At 74.5% G+C, this 15,715-nt stretch carries 10 protein-coding genes and 1 pseudogene; 2 read left to right on the plus strand and 9 right to left on the minus strand.

The window, feature by feature from the left end; translation table 11 throughout:
- Positions 1-31: 31 nt before the first annotated feature.
- Together ACH4DX_RS03865 and ACH4DX_RS03870 are read right to left on the minus strand one after the other, a co-directional pair.
- Positions 32-1,081: a LacI family DNA-binding transcriptional regulator gene (locus ACH4DX_RS03865; RefSeq protein ID WP_398153872.1), complete on the minus strand. Its 1,050-nt coding sequence runs from the start codon at positions 1,079-1,081 to the stop codon at positions 32-34.
- 25 nt (positions 1,082-1,106) lie between these two features.
- Entirely contained in the window at positions 1,107-2,834 is a 1,728-nt protein-coding gene (locus tag ACH4DX_RS03870; protein ID WP_398153873.1) for an alpha-amylase family glycosyl hydrolase, read from the minus strand.
- A 293-nt stretch (positions 2,835-3,127) separates the two neighbouring features.
- Here ACH4DX_RS03870 and ACH4DX_RS03875 point away from each other — a divergent pair, with 293 nt between their 5' ends.
- A complete protein-coding gene (locus tag ACH4DX_RS03875; protein ID WP_398153874.1) occupies positions 3,128-4,888 on the plus strand; it encodes a SpoIIE family protein phosphatase in 1,761 nt (586 codons plus the stop codon).
- A gap of 36 nt (positions 4,889-4,924) precedes the next feature.
- Here the strand turns inward: ACH4DX_RS03875 and ACH4DX_RS03880 are convergent, their stop codons facing one another.
- From ACH4DX_RS03880 to ACH4DX_RS03905, 6 genes are all read right to left on the minus strand, one after another.
- The gene (locus tag ACH4DX_RS03880) at positions 4,925-5,641 is read right to left on the minus strand and encodes a TetR/AcrR family transcriptional regulator (RefSeq protein ID WP_398117509.1); all 717 of its coding nucleotides are present in this window, start codon (positions 5,639-5,641) and stop codon (positions 4,925-4,927) included.
- Positions 5,642-5,720: 79 nt separating this feature from the next.
- Complete coding sequence (locus tag ACH4DX_RS03885; RefSeq protein ID WP_398153875.1) at positions 5,721-6,827, minus strand: PDR/VanB family oxidoreductase; 1,107 nt, start codon at positions 6,825-6,827, stop codon at positions 5,721-5,723.
- A 1-nt stretch (position 6,828) separates the two neighbouring features.
- Positions 6,829-7,743, minus strand: coding sequence for a metal-dependent hydrolase (locus ACH4DX_RS03890; protein ID WP_398153876.1), 915 nt, complete (start codon positions 7,741-7,743; stop codon positions 6,829-6,831).
- A 123-nt stretch (positions 7,744-7,866) separates the two neighbouring features.
- Positions 7,867-9,837, minus strand: a complete 1,971-nt coding sequence (locus tag ACH4DX_RS03895; protein WP_398153877.1) for a hypothetical protein — start codon at positions 9,835-9,837, stop codon at positions 7,867-7,869.
- A 95-nt stretch (positions 9,838-9,932) separates the two neighbouring features.
- Positions 9,933-10,448, minus strand: coding sequence for a tetratricopeptide repeat protein (locus ACH4DX_RS03900; RefSeq protein WP_398153878.1), 516 nt, complete (start codon positions 10,446-10,448; stop codon positions 9,933-9,935).
- Entirely contained in the window at positions 10,445-13,582 is a 3,138-nt protein-coding gene (locus tag ACH4DX_RS03905) for an alpha-N-acetylglucosaminidase (RefSeq protein WP_398153879.1), read from the minus strand. The genes ACH4DX_RS03900 and ACH4DX_RS03905 overlap by 4 nt, the downstream gene beginning before the upstream one ends.
- Positions 13,583-13,695: 113 nt before the next feature.
- Between ACH4DX_RS03905 and ACH4DX_RS03910 the strand changes: the two are divergent.
- Positions 13,696-14,146: pseudogene (locus ACH4DX_RS03910) on the plus strand (hypothetical protein); the annotation flags it as partial.
- A gap of 89 nt (positions 14,147-14,235) precedes the next feature.
- On the opposite strand, the gene ACH4DX_RS03915 reads toward ACH4DX_RS03910, so the two are convergent.
- The gene (locus ACH4DX_RS03915; RefSeq protein WP_398153880.1) at positions 14,236-15,702 is read right to left on the minus strand and encodes a DUF1996 domain-containing protein; all 1,467 of its coding nucleotides are present in this window, start codon (positions 15,700-15,702) and stop codon (positions 14,236-14,238) included.
- Between the last annotated feature and the right edge of the window lie 13 nt (positions 15,703-15,715).

The following is a 15,715-nucleotide window of genomic DNA, read 5'->3' on the forward strand; positions in this document are numbered from 1 at the left end:
CCCCAAGGACGAGCCGCCCCGGGCGAACCCCTCAGGGGCGCCCCGGGGGCCCCTCAGGCCCCGCGGGGCGGCAGGACGCGGTCGAGCCCCTGACCACCAGCTCCGGCATGAAGACGAACTCGCTGTGCGGTGCCGGAGTACCCGCGATCTCCTCCAGGAGGGTGCGCACCGCGGCCTGGCCCATCGCGGGAACCGGCTTGCGGACCGTGGTCAGCGGCGGGTCCGTGAAGGCGACGAGCACCGAGTCGTCGAAGCCGACCACCGAGACGTCGTCCGGCACCTCGAGGCCCCGCTCGCGCGCGGCCCGTACCGCGCCGAGCGCCATCATGTCACTGGCGCACACCACGGCCGTGCAACCGCGGTCCAGGAGCGCTGCTGCCGCCGCCTGCCCGCCCTCCAGCGTGTACAGGGAGTGCTGCACGAGCTGCGACTCGATCTCCTCGGGCGGCAGCCGGAACCGCTCGCGCATCGAGAGCGTGAAACCCTCGATCTTGCGCTGTACGGGCACGAAGCGCCGCGGCCCGAGCGCGAGCCCGATGCGGCTGTGCCCGAGCGAGGACAGATGGGTCACCGCGAGCCGCATCGCCGCCCGGTCGTCCGGCGAGATGAACGGCGCCTGCACCTGCGGCGAGAAGCCGTCCACGAGCACGAACGGCACGCCCTGCGCCCGCAGCTGCTCGTAGCGCCGCATGTCGGCCGTGGTGTCGGCGTGCAGCCCCGAGACGAAGATGATGCCCGCGACCCCCCGGTCCACCAGCATCTCGGTGAGCTCGTCCTCGGTGGAGCCGCCGGGTGTCTGGGTGGCGAGCACCGGCGTATACCCCTGCCGGGTGAGGGCTTGGCCGATCACCTGGGCGAGCGCGGGGAAGATCGGGTTCTCCAGCTCGGGCGTGATCAGACCGACCAGGCCCGCGCTGCGCCGGCGCAGCCGCACCGGGCGTTCGTAGCCGAGGACGTCGAGTGCGGCGAGCACGGACTGACGGGTGGCCGCAGCGACGCCCGGCTTGCCGTTCAGGACCCGGCTCACGGTCGCCTCGCTGACCCCCGCCTGGGCTGCGATGTCGGCCAGTCGCGCGGTCACAGGATTGGACTGTACCGGTCGTCCCTCACGCTGCCCACCAGATGGTTGAATCCGGTGGCAGTACGACGTCGGATCCCGACCCCGCCGAGTCGGCCGCGGGCACGCGCGACTTCAGGCTGCTCAGGACCGCGGTGCCGGGGCACGGCACGGTGACGGGACGCCCGGTGAGGTTCACGGTGACGACGACGGACTCCGCGCCGCCCTCCGCCCCGGCCGTCCCGCCCGCCGTCCTGCGGAACGCGAGCACGCCCTCCGGCGCCGCGAGCCACTGGACGCAACGGCCCGCGCCGAGCGCCGGGTGGGCCTTGCGCAGCGCGAGGGCGGCCCGGTACAGCTCCAGGGTCGAGGCGGGGTCGCCCTCCTGTGCCTCGACCGTGAGGTCCCCCCAGTCGGCGGGCTGCGGCAGCCAGCTCGGCCCCCCGTCGGCGGGACCGAACCCGAACGGCGGCCGCGTCCCCGACCACGGCAGCGGCACCCGGCACCCGTCCCGCGTGCCCTCCTGCCCCGAGCCGCGGAAGAACGCCGGGTCCTGGCGCACCTCGGCGGGCAGGTCCGTCACCTCGGGCAGGCCGAGCTCCTCGCCCTGGTAGAGGTACGCGGAGCCGGGCAGCGCCAGCATCAGGAGCGTCGCCGCGCGGGCCCGGCGCAGACCGCGCGCCGGGTCGCCGTCGGCGAGGCGCGTGGTGTGCCGGACGACGTCGTGGTTGGACAGGACCCAGGTGGCGGGCGCGGCCACGGAGTCCATGGCCTCCAGGGAGCGGTCGATGACGGCACGCAGCGCGGCCGCGTCCCAGCGCGTCGTCAGGTACGCGAAGTTGAACGCCTGGTGCAGCTCGTCCGGGCGCAGGTACAGGGCGCTGCGCTCCACCGTCGGGGTCCAGGCCTCGGCGACGGCGATGCGCTCGCCCGGGTAGCCGTCGAGGAGCACGCGCCAGTCCCGGTAGATCTCGTGCACGCCGTCCTGGTCGAAGTACGGCACGGGCGCGGCGCCGAGCAGCTTGACCTGCTCGGCGTGGCCGACGTCCGGCAGCCCCGCCGCCTTGACCAGGCCGTGCGCCACGTCGACGCGGAAGCCGTCTACGCCCAGGTCGAGCCAGAACCGCAGGACGGAGCGGAACTCGGCGCGCACGGCCGGGTGTTCCCAGTCGAAGTCGGGCTGCTCGGGCGCGAACAGGTGCAGGTACCAGTCGCCGGGGGTGCCGTCGGGGTCGGTGGTGCGGGTCCAGGCGGGGCCGCCGAAGACGGACTCCCAGTCGTTGGGCGGCAGTTCACCGCCCGGGCCGCGCCCCGGCCGGAAGTGGAAGCGTTCCCGCAGCGCCGACCCGGGGCCCTGCGCGAGGGCCTGGCGGAACCACGCGTGCCGGTCCGAGCAGTGGTTCGGCACGATGTCGACGATGACGCGCAGGCCGAGCGCGTGCGCCCGCCGCACGAGTTCCTCGGCGTCGGCGAGGGTGCCGAACACGGGGTCGACCGCGCGGTAGTCGGCGACGTCGTAGCCCGCGTCGGCCTGCGGCGAGGAGTAGAACGGCGAGAGCCACACGGCGTCCACGCCGAGCCGCCGCAGATGGGGCAGCCGGTCCTTCACCCCCGGCAGATCGCCCATGCCGTCGCCGTCGGAGTCGGCGAAGCTGCGCGGGTACACCTGGTAGATGACGGCGTCCCGCCACCAGTCGGTACGCCCCGCGGCAGCCGTGCGGGCGGTGTGGGCGGAGCGTACGGACCCCGAGGCGGGGCCGGTGCTGTGCTGAGTCATGAAGTCCCTTGCCGGTACGGGGATCCGCTGACCGTTCCCCACCGTGTCGCGCCGGGGAGCCGGGCACTGAAGTGAACGTCCCGCGCGACACGAAGGTCACGGACCGGGCGGACCGGGCCGGGGAGGGGCAGATCTTAGCGGCACTCGGGCCGCGGGAGTCGTATGGACGCGCGATCTCCCCCGTTCCAGGTCGTAGGGATGCCGTCGACTCCCCGGCGCCGTGCCGGGACGCTAGCGTGGACATGCGGGCCCGTGGGGGCCCGTTCGTTCCGCCGCTCCTGGGGGATGTCCGCGTGAGCGCCAAGAGCAAAGAGACCGAGGGTGCCGAGGGTGAGGCCGGTGCGGCCGGGTCCGGTGTCACCACGGTCCTGGTCGTCGACGACGTGCCCGCGAGCCGGTACGCGCTGGGTGCGGTGCTGCGCCGTGCCGGTCACCGCGTGGTGCTCGCCGCCAGCGCGGCCGAGGCGCTGGGCGAGATCGAGGCGCGGCTGCGCGAGGGCCGGCTCCCCGATGTCGCCCTCGTCGACGTCGGCCTGCCCGACATGAGCGGCTACGACCTGTGCCGCCGCCTCAAGCAGGCACTGCCGACCGCCGCCCTGCCCGTCGTGCACTTCTCCGCCGCCGCGCACGACTCCGCGGACCGCTGCCGCGGGCTCGACGCGGGCGGCGAGGCGTATCTGACGGTGCCCGCGGAGCCGGAGGAGATCGCGGCCGTGGTCAGGGCCGCCGCGCGCGGCGCCCGGCACCGCAGCGACGTACAGACCCGGGCGGGCCGCCTCAGCCGCCTCGCGGAGGCCGTCCTCGACGTCCAGTCGGCCGGCTGCGTGCGCGAGCTCGTCGACGTCGCCGCCGCCGACGCGGCGGACCTCAGCGGCGCTCCCGCCGCGGCGTTCGTCCTCGACGAGGAAGGCGGCATCCACTGGGGCCGCTCCCACCGCCGCGCCCTCGCGGCGCACCCCGGCCCGGACAGCCTCGAGAGCATGGCAGGACTGATCAACCGCCTGATGGCGGGGCGGATCGGCGTGCACACCACGACCGTGCCGTGGTCGCTGTGGCCCGCGGGCTTCCTGGGCGTCGCGACGCGCAGGGCCGACGGGTACGAAGCGTTCGGGGGCGCGGAGCCGCGCGGCGCGAGGGCGGCCCCGCGGGAAGGAGCCGCGGACGGCGTCCACGAACCGACGGGACCCGGCGACGGGGTGCTGCTCGCGCTCGCCCGCACCCGGGAGGACCACACCCCGGTCTGCCTGGCCACCGCGGGTCCCGCGCAGGACCGCACCGCCGGCCTCGGCCGCCTGGCGCACGCCACCGCGCGGGTCGCGGAACGGCTCCTGATGTACGAGAAGGAGCGCCATGTCGCGCTGACCCTCCAGCACAGCTTCCTGCCGAGCGAGCTGCCGCTGCTGCCGGGCACGGAGGTCGTCGTCCGCTACGAACCGGCGTCCCGGCAGGCGAAGATCGGCGGTGACTTCTACGCCGCGCTGCCCACGCCCACCGGTGTGCTCACCGGCATCGGGGACGTCGCGGGCCACTCGCTCGACGCGGCCACGGTCATGGTGGAGCTGCGGCACGCCCTGCGGGCGTACTGCGTCGAGGACCCCGACCCCGGCCGCCTCGCCGCCCGTCTCGACCGCATGCTCCAGCGCTACCACCCCGACGTCACCGCCACGATGTGCCTGGCCCACGTCGAACTGCCGTCCGCCCGCGTCCGCATCGCCAACGCCGGTCACATCCCGCCGCTCGTCGTCCACGACTCGGGCACGGCCGCCTACGTCAGGGCGAGCGGCCCGCTGCTCGGCCTCGGCCTCGACCGGCCACCGCCCGTGGAGACCCGCCTCACCACCGGCGACCGCCTCCTGATGATCACCGATGGGCTGATCGAGACCCGGGGCGTGGACCTCGCCGTCTCCATGGAGCAACTGCGCCTCGCGGCCATCGCGACGCCGCCCGGAGTGGCCGCCCTGTGCGACACCCTCCTGGAGTGCTTCGGCCGTGAGCGGGACGACGACATCGCCCTGCTCGCGCTCCGCCTGACAGAACCGCCCGCGGACGACTGAGGGACGGCGCGGGCGGTTTCCGGGAGAGGGCGGGCCCTAGGAGGGCGCCGTGGCCCGGGGCGCGAGGGCGGCGAGCCGGGACAGCAGGTCCGCGAACGGGCCGTCGGCGGGCTCCTCCGCGAGGATGGTGCCGAGCAGGCGGGCCATCTCGTCGTCGTACGCCGCGCTCACCGCGGCCAACGCGGCGAAGTCGTGGACGAGTTGCCGCTCCAGTTCGGCGCGCGGGATGCGGCGGCCGTCCAGCCAGATCAGCGCCGTCGACTCGGCGAGCGAGACCCAGGAGCGCACGACCAGGTCGAGCCTCGCGGGCGGGTCCGTGACCCCCAGGTGCGCGAGGATCTGCTCGTACGCGGCCTGCCGGACCGAGTCGATGAGGGCGTTCGTGGTCGGCGACGAGGAGGAGCCCACCGCGGGGCCGCCCCGCATCAGCGCGGAGAAGCCGGGCCCGTGCTCGTCGACGAAGCCGAGGAAGCGGCCGGTCACCCGCAGCAGCCGGGCACCGAGCGGGCCCTCGTGCGGCTCCACGAACCGCTCGGCCAGATCGTCGGCCGCCCGCTGGAGCGCGGCCTCGTACAGGCTGAGCTTGCCGGGGAAGTAGTGGTACACCAGCGGGCGCGAGATGCCCGCGGCCGCCGCTATCTCGTCGATGGAGACGTCGTCGGGCGAGCGGTTGCTGAACAGCTCGAGCGCGACCCCGATCAGTTGCTGCCGCCGTTCCTCGACACCCATCCTGCGGCGCACCCCGGTAGTCATGCGAACACTCTACCGATTCGATCCGGCCGCGAACGGACGCCCCGCTCCACCCCTTGACGGTCAGATGTCGAGTTGGCGGTCAGAGGTCGAGCACGAGCCGCGGGCCGAGGGCCCGGGACACACAGATCAGCATCGAGTCCGCGCGCTCCCCGTCGGTGAGCAGCTCGTCCCGGTGGTCGATCTCGCCCTCCAGGACGCGGTGTTGGCAGGTCCCGCAGAACCCCTGCTCGCAGGAGTACGCGAGCCCGGGCAGCTCGGCGCGCACGGCCGCGAGCACCGTGGTGCCGGGGCCGACGGCCACCGTGCGCCCGGAGCGCCGCAGTTCGACCTCGAAGGCGCTGTCCCCGCCGGCGGAGGCGGCGGGCGCGAACCGCTCCAGGTGCAGCGAACAGCCCTCGGGGAGCGCGCGGGCCGCCGCGTCCATGAGGCCTTCGGGTCCGCACACGTACACGGCACCCGCGGGCGCCGCGGCCCCGCCGAGAAAGGCCCCGACGTCGGGCCGGCCGCTCTCGTCCTCCGCGACGACCCGCACCCGCCCCGCGGCCCCGCCCAGCTCCTCCAGTTCCGCGAGGAAGGGCATGGCGGCCCGGGACCGGCCGCAGTACAGCAGCCGCCAGTCGGCGCCCGCCGCGTCCACGGCCCGCGCCATGGCGAGGACAGGCGTGATCCCGATCCCGCCCGCGACGAAGGTGTACGAGGCCGCTTCGCCGATCAGCGGGAACCGGTTGCGCGGCCCGCGCACCTCGACCTCCATGCCTTCGGCCAGCGCCTCGTGCACCTCGCGGGAGCCGCCCCGGCCGCCGTCGCCGGGGCCGATGAGCCGGGTGGCGACGGTGTACGAGGAGGTGTCGCCGGGGTCGCCGCACAGCGAGTACTGCCGGACGAGTCCGGAGGGCAGCACGAGGTCGAGGTGCGCGCCCGGCTCCCAGCTCGGCAGCGGCGCGCGAGAGGTGCTCTCCAGGCGCAGTCGGACGACGCCGTCGGCGACGCGTTCGTGCCGGGCGACGAGCAGCCGCAGCGCCCGCGTGCGCGGCTGCCCGGAGACGGGTTCCGCCAGGGCGGGCAGCGGCCACAGCGGGGAGGCCGCCGTGCGGCGGCGCAGGGAGCGGCGGGCGAGGAGGGCGGCGCCGGTGAGGGCCAGGGCGGTGTGTGCGGCGCGGGAGCCGAGCGGGCGTGGCAGCGGCATGTCAGGCGGCTCCGTGCGTGCGGGCCGCGGCGGCGGTGGCCGCGGGCGATGAGGCGAGGTAGGCCACCGCCTGCGCGGTGCTGCACTCCCGCGAGGGGTGGTAGTCGCGGCTCAGATAGCGCGGTATGGAACGGATCATGGCGCCGGTGGTGGGCAGCGTGCCGGCCCGTCCGGCGCGGTGGAAGTCCCGGAGCGTGGCCCTGCCTGCGGTCAGCGTCGGGTCGTTCGCCATGAAGAAGCGGGTGCCGCGCTGCCACAGGAACACCAGGGCGCCGAAGGCGGTGGCCCAGGTGCGCACACGCCGCCGGTACCCGCCGTCGACATGCAGGAACAGGTCGAAGGCGACCGACCTGTGCTCGACCTCCTCGGCGCCGTGCCAGCGCAGCAGGTCGAGCATCGTCGGGTCGGCGCCCCGCCGGTCGAGTTCCCCGGCGTTCAGCACCCAGTCGCCGAGGAACGCCGTGTAGTGCTCGATCGCCGCGATCAGCGCGACCCGCTCCATCAGCCACCACCGCCGGGGCCGCCCCGGCGGCAGCGTGCGGTCCCCGAGCAGCTTCTCGAAGAGCCAGTCGACCTGGGCGGTGTACGGGGTGGGGTCGAGGCCCTGCTCGCGCAGGTGCGGCAGGACCTCGTCGTGGGCCTGGGAGTGCATGGCCTCCTGGCCGATGAACCCGATGACGTCCTCGCGCAGTTGCTCGTCCTCGATGAGCGGGAGCACCTGCTTGTACACGTGCACGAACCAGCGTTCGCCCGCCGGCAGGAGCAGGTGCAGGACGTTGATGGTGTGCGTCGAGAAGGGGTCCCCCGGGAGCCAGTGGAGCGGGGTGCTCTCCCAGGAGAAGGAGACGTTGCGTGCCTTGAGCGCGATGTGCTCGGAGGCTACGGGCTGCGGGGGCCGGGCCCTCTTATCAGACATGGCGTCAATGTACTGGCGGGTAGTGACGGGGTACAGGTGTGCGCGGCAGCTTTCTGATCCCGCCGGACGGGGCCGCGGGGGGCCCGTCCGGCGGGGCATCCGGCGGGGTGCTGCGGGGAGGCCTCAGCGCAGTGTGCGGAGCGTCCTGCCGTCGTCGAGGCGGCCGGTCAGCGTGGGGCGGGCGCCCTGGCTGCTGCGTACGGCGAGGGTGTTGCCGGGTGACCGCTGCCCGCCGGACACGGCGAGGGACGCCACGTCCTTGCTGCCTCCGGCGAGGACGTACCAGGACCCGGTGGCGGACTTCCACAGCACTCCGGCGAGGACCGAGGGCTCCCGCACCCCGCAGGCGGGCTCGCCCTCCGCCTTGGCGGCCACGGCGGCCGTCCGCGCCCCGGGCGCGAGGAACTGGGCGAGCGCCCGCCCGCCGCCGCCGCGCCAGGTCTCCGCCCGCGTGCACACCCACTTCGCCTCGCCGCTGCCGTCGGGCAGGGCCTGTGCGGCGTAGGACCAGGCGTTCACGGTGCGTACCCCGTGCGAACGGGCCGCGGCGAGGGAGCAGGCGGTGCGCGACCAGTCCGCGGGCGTCGCCTCGCGGGGCGCGTCCGGGCGGCCCGCGGTGAGGTGCGCGGGGACGAGCTCGCCGAGGTCGGTGGCGAGCCGCGCCGCCCCCTCCCGGTCGCGCAGGCGCAGCGTGTTCCAGGACGTGCACGCGCGGGCGAGGGCGGGGCTGGCGAAGGGGGCGGTGACCCCGTCGGCGGTGCGCCGCAGTGCCGACGGGGTCGCGGTCGGCTCCAGGAGGTCCTGCACGGCCGCCTCACGCACCCAGGGGGCCGTCAGATAGCGCACGTTGCCGTCCGCGCGGCCGACCACGACGGCACCGGCGTCGGCCGTGCCCGCGCCGTCGACACGGGCGAAGTCGAGCGCGGCGCCGCTGGTGCCGTCGAGCGGCTCGGCGTACCGCACGACCCGCAGGCCGTCGTACAGGAGCACCACGCGCGCCGAGTCGACCGGTCCCGCGAACAGCAGTCGGGCGGGTCCTGGCGGCGCCCCCGTCACCGTGCCCGGCGTCGCGGAGACCCGCACGGACTTGCCGGGCCGCGCCCACACGGCCAGGGCGCGGCGCAGCAGGCCCTCGTCGTCGGCGAGTTCACCGCGGGCGGGCCACACGGAGAAGTCGGTGCGCGCGGACTCCTTCCAGGCGGCGGGGGCGGCCCGGGTCAGCCGAGCGGGGTCGAGCGCGGCCTCGGCGGCGGGGTTCTTCGCGTACGGCGGAGCAGCCGCGCCGTCCGGACCCCAGCCGTCGCCGGGCATGCCGAGCAGCGCCCCGCACACCAGGGCGGCGACGGCGGCGATGCCCAGGGCCTTCAGGTGCTGGCGCCGGCGCATCAGGTCGGTGGGCCTGGCCCGCAGCAGGCACGGGTCGAACTCCGGTGATTCGAGCAGCGCGGCCGGGCTCCGGACGCCGGGCGGTGTCTGCGCGCCCGCCTCGGCCAGCGCGGCGTCGATCGCCTCGGCGTGCGCGCCGTCCTGCCGGTCGGTGTCGACGCCGACGGCCTCCAGGACCCGGCGCACCTCGTCGTCCGTGAGGCGTTCGAGGCCGCGCAGCACGTAGGCGGCGCGGGCCGGCCCGGGCAGGGCGGAGAGCCTCTGGTCGAGGGCGAGTTCGTCGGCTCCGCCGGAGCGCGGGAACAGGCGCAGGCCCCACACCTGCGGCAGCAGCGGCGGCAGCTGGGCCCGCCGGGGCCGGGCCAGGCGCAGCAGCGGCCTACCGGCGTCGAGGGCGGCGCGCAGCACCTGGCAGCGTACGTAGGCGTAGCCGGGGTCGGTGCCGCGGCTCGCGGGGTTGCGCTGCTCCGGCAGGACGGGGGTGGTGGTGCGGCTGCGCGGGAGGGCGCGCTGGACCAGGGCGTGCGCGGTCAGGACGCGGCGGTTGCGGCCGAGGCCGGGGGGCAGCACCAGGTAGGCCAGGCGGACCAGGCGCGGGTAGTGCTCGACGAGAGCGGCCTCGACCTGCTCCACGTCGACGACGGTGGCGGACCCGGTCGGCGTGAAGCCGGTCGAGGCAAGGGCTTTCGTGGACTGCGATGACGACACGTTCAGCAGAACGAGCGAATCGCCGGTCGGTCACCCGACTCCGGTGGGACGCGCGGGGCTCACTGGAGTCACTGGGGTCACTGGGGTCACCCGGGTCACTCCGGCTCGACGAGGAGGCGCGCGTAGTTCGCCATCGACCGCTGGTAGCGCGGGAGGTGGCGGGCGAGGGCGCCGACGGCGAGTGACACGGCCTCGCGGCCGCGGCCCGCGTCGACGAGGCACAGCGCGAGGGTCGCGCGCACCGCGTCGTCCAACTCGTCGTGCTCGGCCTCCAGTTCCGGGGTCAGCAGTTCGATGGCCTCCTCCAGGCGGCCGGTGTTCCGCAGGGAGCTGGCGAGTTGGACGGCGGTGCGGCGCCGGCGGTACCCGGAGAGGCCTTTGGCCAGGGCCTCCTCGTACAGGGGTACCGCCCTGTCCGAGTGCCCGGTGGAGTCGTAGGCGCACGCCCGCTCGAACGGGGCGACCGCACTGCCCTCCGGCAGCTCGTCCGCCAGCTCGCCCACGCGTTCCCGGAACTCCTCGGCCCGATCGTCCCCGTAGGCGTCGATGTCCGCCCACGCGGCGGCTACGCGCCGCTCCCACTCCTCGGTCGTCTCGTTCTGTCCGCTCATGCGTCCCTCCACCCGCTGAACTCCACGGTCCCCCGACCCCCGGCACCTCCGTGCGTGGCCGTCATGAACATCCCCACGTCCTGGGCGGCGGCGGCCCCCGGCACCGGCACGGAGGCGACCGTCCGCCACGCGGTGCCCCCGTCGGTGGACAACTCCCCGGTGAAGGTACCCCCGGCCCGGGAGAGGCGCAGCAGCAGGGGGGCCTTGACGCCGGTGACGCGGCGGTAGGTGTCCAGGGTGCCGTCCCCGGTCGTGTCGTACGAGAGCACGACGCCGTTGGCGGGGGTGACGGCGAGGTTGAGGAAGCCGGGGGAGCCGGGGGTGGTCAGGGAGTTGCGGGCGATGATGCCGGCGCGGGCCCAGGCTCCCGTGTTGGCCTGGGAGTCGACGCGGACCGTGACGGACACGCCGTCCCGCAGCGCACCGGGACGGAAGAGCGCCCCGAACTCCGCAGTGCCCCGCCACAGATCGGCGCCGCCGCCGTCGATGGCGTAGCGCCCGTCCAGTGCGCCGAAGACGGCCTCGTTATTGGTGTACGTGCGCCAGTCCGCCGGGACCGGGCCCGCCACGAACAGGGTGCCCTCGTGCACGGCGTCGACGCGCGGCTCCCCCTGCGGGCCGTAGCGCGCGGTGAGGGTGAAGGGGAGCGGCCGCAGGGGCCGGTCGAGGGAGGTGGCGGGGGCGTCCACGCGCCACGCGACGGTGCCGGTGCCCGCTGCGGGCACGCGGGGGAGCGCCGTCGGCCCTTCGGGCTCCGCGTCCGGCCCGGTCAGGGTGAAGTCGACGCGGCCGGTCGCGCGCAGCCCGTTGACGTTGCGGAACAGCGCCTCCACGCGCGCGTGCCCGCCGGGCGGGAAGGACGGCGGCTCCGCGGTGACCTCCAGGGAGCCCTGGTAGGGGGCGCGGGCGAGGACGCCGTGGACCCGGGCCGCGGTGCGGTACGCGTCCGTGACGGGACGCAGGGGGTAGTCCTTGCGCTCGCGGGTCCAGGGTTCCTCCACCGCGCCGAACCAGTCCACCGGCGTCGGCGCGCGTCCGGCGGCGAGCGCGTCCGCCAGTTCGTCGAGCCACTTCCGCCAGCGGACGAAGTAGAGGTCCGCGGTGAGGCCGTGCCATTCGCGGTTGCCGTAGTCGTGCAGGTTGCCGGGGTCCGAGGTGGGCCTGTCGCCCCACACCGTGATGAGGACCTTCGCGGTGCGTTCGAACTCGGCGCGCTCGGTGTCGCTGGTGGCCAGGCGCCGCGCGTCCTCGATCCAGGGGCCGAGCAGGAACGCCGGGTGGGTGCCCGCGACGTCGTCGGTGAGGCGTATCAGGCGCAGCCACAGCTCGCTGAGGGAGCGGAAGGCGGTCCGGTCCTTGCGTTCGTACGCCTTCTTCAGCTGCGGCAGGAGCTGGCGGCTGCGGTGGGCCAGGGCCTGGCGGGCCACGTCGACGAGGTCGTGGCGGTAGGCGGCGCTGCGTCTCAGGTCGCCCGCGACGCCGAGCAGGCCCGCGAGGGCGGCGTCGAAGCGGCCCGGGTCGTAGGTGAGGGCGCGCGGCGCGTACTCCGCCGCGCGGTTCGCCGCGAGGTCGGGGCGGGCGGCGAACAGCGAGTCGTGCGGGTCGCTGCGCTCGACGGCCCGGTGCTGGTACGCGGTGTCGTGCAGGGCCCGCCAGGCGGCGCGGGCGTGCCGGTCGCGGCGGCCGTAGCGGAAGTCGGCGTACCCGGCGAACCAGTCGGCGCGGTCCACCTCCTCGTCCCGCCAGGCCAGTTCGGAGAACAGCTCGAAGGCCGCCGGGTCGCGGTCGGTGGCCTCGGGCAGGTACGCGGTGCCGGCGAGGGCGCTGTTCTCCTTGTCGCGCCAGGCGAAGAACTTCTCCTGCCACAGGTGGGTGCGGGCGCCGATGGTGGTGCGGCCCCCGAAGTTGGGGATCGTGCCGAAGGCGTAGGGCGTGCCGCCCCAGTCCCGCTCGCGGTCGGTGACGCTCTGGTAGCGGTCGCAGACGCCGTCGACTATCAGCATCCTCTTCCTGTCTATGGCGTCGAGCAGCTCGGGCAGCGGGTTCTCCTGCCAGCCGAGGATCACCCAGGTCGCGCCCGGGTGCGCCTTCTGGAGCGCTGTCTCCACGCCCTTGGCCGCTGCCGGCACCGGCACGTCGCCCGCCGTGCCGCCCTCGTGCAGGAGGTCCATCTTGAAGTGCCGCGCGCCGCCGAGGACATCGCCCTGGTGCCGGTAGAAGGACGCGGCGACCCGCGCGAAGGCGTCCGTGCGCGGGTCCAGCCAGTCGGGGCGCTCGAAGCCGTGCCAGGTTCCCTGCGGCACCACGCGGGCGTCACCGCCGTTGCGGGCCACGAAGCCGTCGGGGACGTGGCCGTAGTAGCCGGGCAGGACCGGGGCCATGCCGAGCTCCCGCAGCCGGTCCACGATCCGCCGGCCGAGGGCGGTGCGCCGGTCGATGATCCCGGGCGAGAGCGGGCCGCCGTACCCGGCCAGGTTCTGCAACAGCCACCACGGCTGGTGCGAGGGCGCGGGCAGCCAGGCACGGGACTCCGCGTCGGTGTACCCGAAGTCCTTCAGGACGCGGTGGTAGACGCCCTCCATGCCCGCGATGACGAACACCTCGTTGCAGCCGTGCAGCGCCAGGACGTCGATCATGCGCTCCCAGTACGGCCAGTCGGCGTACGGGGCGGTGTAGCCGTCATTGGTGTCGTTGAGGGCGAACCGGTGGGGGAGCGCGGTCGAGCGGTGCAGGGGGCGCGCGGGCGCGGGCAGGCGCCGTGGCAGGTCGAGCTGGTTGCCGTTCCAGGCGATGTGCGCGCCGCACACGTACTTCAGATACCAGTGGACTCCGGTGCACAGCACGGCGGGAGTGGTGCCCGACACCTCGATGCGGCCCTTGGCGCCGCGTACGTGGAAGTGGTCCCGGCCGCCCTTTGCCGGGACGAGCCGGAGCCGGAACTGGTCCGCGTGGTGCGGGAGCTGTCGATTGAGCACGGAGCGCGCGGAATCCGTATCGAGGGCTGGGCCCGCGGCGGGCCCCTCGGCCGCGCGGGCCGGGGCCCCGGTGCCGACGGCGGCGCCGAGGCCTCCTGCGCCCGTCAGGCCGATGGCACCGGCGGTGCCGAGCACGGAGCGTCGCGACGGTCCGGACATGTGTACCCCCCTGCGTCGATGGCTGCGGCGCACGGTATCCGGGCGGCCTCCCGTGCTCAACGGTGCGTACGCACAAGGCGAGTTCGGCTCGCCGGACGTGACGGGAGAGAGCGATGAGGAAGATGATGTGGGCCGCGGGGGCGCTTTCGGCCACCACGTGCGGCCTGGTGATCGCGGCGGGGCTCGCCGCGGGGTCCGGCGGCGACCGTGCGGGCGGGGCCCGGGGCGCGGACGCGGCGCCGACGACGGCGACCGGCACCCTGGAGCAGCTCGCCGCGAAGGCCGAGTGCGCGCCCGACATCCAGACGGACGCCGACGAGCTGCGCCAGGCCGACTGCCTGAACGACGACGGCCGCTTCGTCCTCGCCACCTTCGCCACCGACCGCGGCGAACGCGAGTGGCTCAACGCGGCCAAGGACTACGGCGGCACCTATCTGGTCGGCAGGAAGTGGGTCGCGGTCGGCGAGCCCGCCGTGGTCGGCGCGCTGCGCGGCCGGCTCGGCGGGACGGTGGAGCGGTCCTCGCACCACTCCTGACGAGAGGCGTGGTGGGGGGAGCGAGGACCGGGCCCTGGGCACGTGGGGCACTTCCACCGCCACCGCGCGGACCGACCGCGCAGCAGTCCCGGGGGGAGGAGGGGAGCAGGTCAAGGCTCAGGCGCAGCGGCGGCCGTCGTTGATGCACTTGACGACGCGTCGCATCAGCCTCTGGTCGAACACGTTGATGAAGTCACCGTGGTCGGTGACGGGCTTGTGCAGTTGCTCGGGGAAGGAGTCCACGGCGAAGCCGGGCCCCGGCGGTACGTCGTACACGACGCGCTGCACCAACTGCGGGATGGCGCGGAAGCCCCGCGGGCAGCGGCCGCTGCGCGGGTCGGCGAACGCCACATGGGTGCGGTGGTTGGCGCTGTCGGTGTTCCGCCCGTCCCAGCAGCTCTGGAAAGTGAAGGTGCGCACGACCTTGCTGCCGTCGGGGCAGATCGGATATTTGTCCTTCAGCTGCCGGTTCTCGAAACCGGTGCAGCTCCAGGAGGCGTTGGCATTCGCGTTCCCATTGGTGAAAGCCTTGGCGTCGCCCGTGATGATGCGCAGGAATCGCGGCATCGCGGTGACCTTGCCGACCGGACTTCCGGCGAATTTCAGCGTGACCTGGTCCGGCGTCTGGATCTCACCGACGTTCTTGTCCCGGCCGCCGCCGTCCGCGTCCGCGTCGTTCTCGTCGTTTCCGTTCTGCAACCGCAGAACGGGCCAGTAGTACGTGGACCTGTCGCCCTGGTCGCGGCAGCTGGTGTCACCGTTCGCGAGGTCGCCGTCGCCGGAGAAGGCATCGGTCTCCTGATTTCCGACGTAGTCGTGCATGTGGTGCGCGCCATTGCTCACACCGGGCGCGACGATGACGTTGTCCGGGTTGAACTTTCCGTTCTCGTTCGTTCCGCAGTCGGTGGTGAAGGTGCCGCGGGACGCGCCGCGCTGGGTGCGGGGCTTGCGGACATTGGGCCGGACGGAGGTGATGTCGACGAAGTCCCCGGCCGCGGGCCCGTTCCCCGCCTGCCCCTGCCCCTGGCCCTGCTCTTGCCCCTGGCCCTGCTCTTGCCCCTGGTCCTGCCCCTGACCGGGTACGCTGCCCTGCCGTGCGCCGCCGTCGTCGTCGTCGGCCTTGAGGGTGCAGGCAACCATCCCGCCGAGGTCCTCCGGCGGGCTGCCGTCCCGGTCGAGCGCGGAGCGGATGTTCTCGATGGTGGGTCGCCGCTGCTCCGCCAGCGGGCCGAGTACGGAATCCTTGTCCCCGGCCTGTGCGAACTTCGCGTAGGCGTCGGTGAGCTGGCTGTCGAGGGCGGCGAGTTCGCGGTCGACTTCGGCGCGGGCACCCGGGGGAACGTCCGGCAGCTGATTGCCTACGTCCGGGCAGCTGATGGTGCTCGCCCGCTGCCCGACACCTTGCTCCTGGGCCTGGGCCCGCGTTCGGGCATCGGGCGACCGGCCGCCGGTCTCGTCGGCATTCGCGTAGACATTCACCGCGACGAGTCCGCCGCCGCCCAGGATGAGCGCCGCCGACGCGGTGATCGCCCGCCCGGCCAGCTTCGATCGTTTTCGTGAGGTGCGTCGTGAGGTACGTCCCATGGGACTACGTACG

The organism is Streptomyces sp. NPDC017940, from assembly GCF_044328435.1.
In the GTDB taxonomy this organism is placed as follows: Bacteria; Actinomycetota; Actinomycetes; order Streptomycetales; family Streptomycetaceae; genus Streptomyces.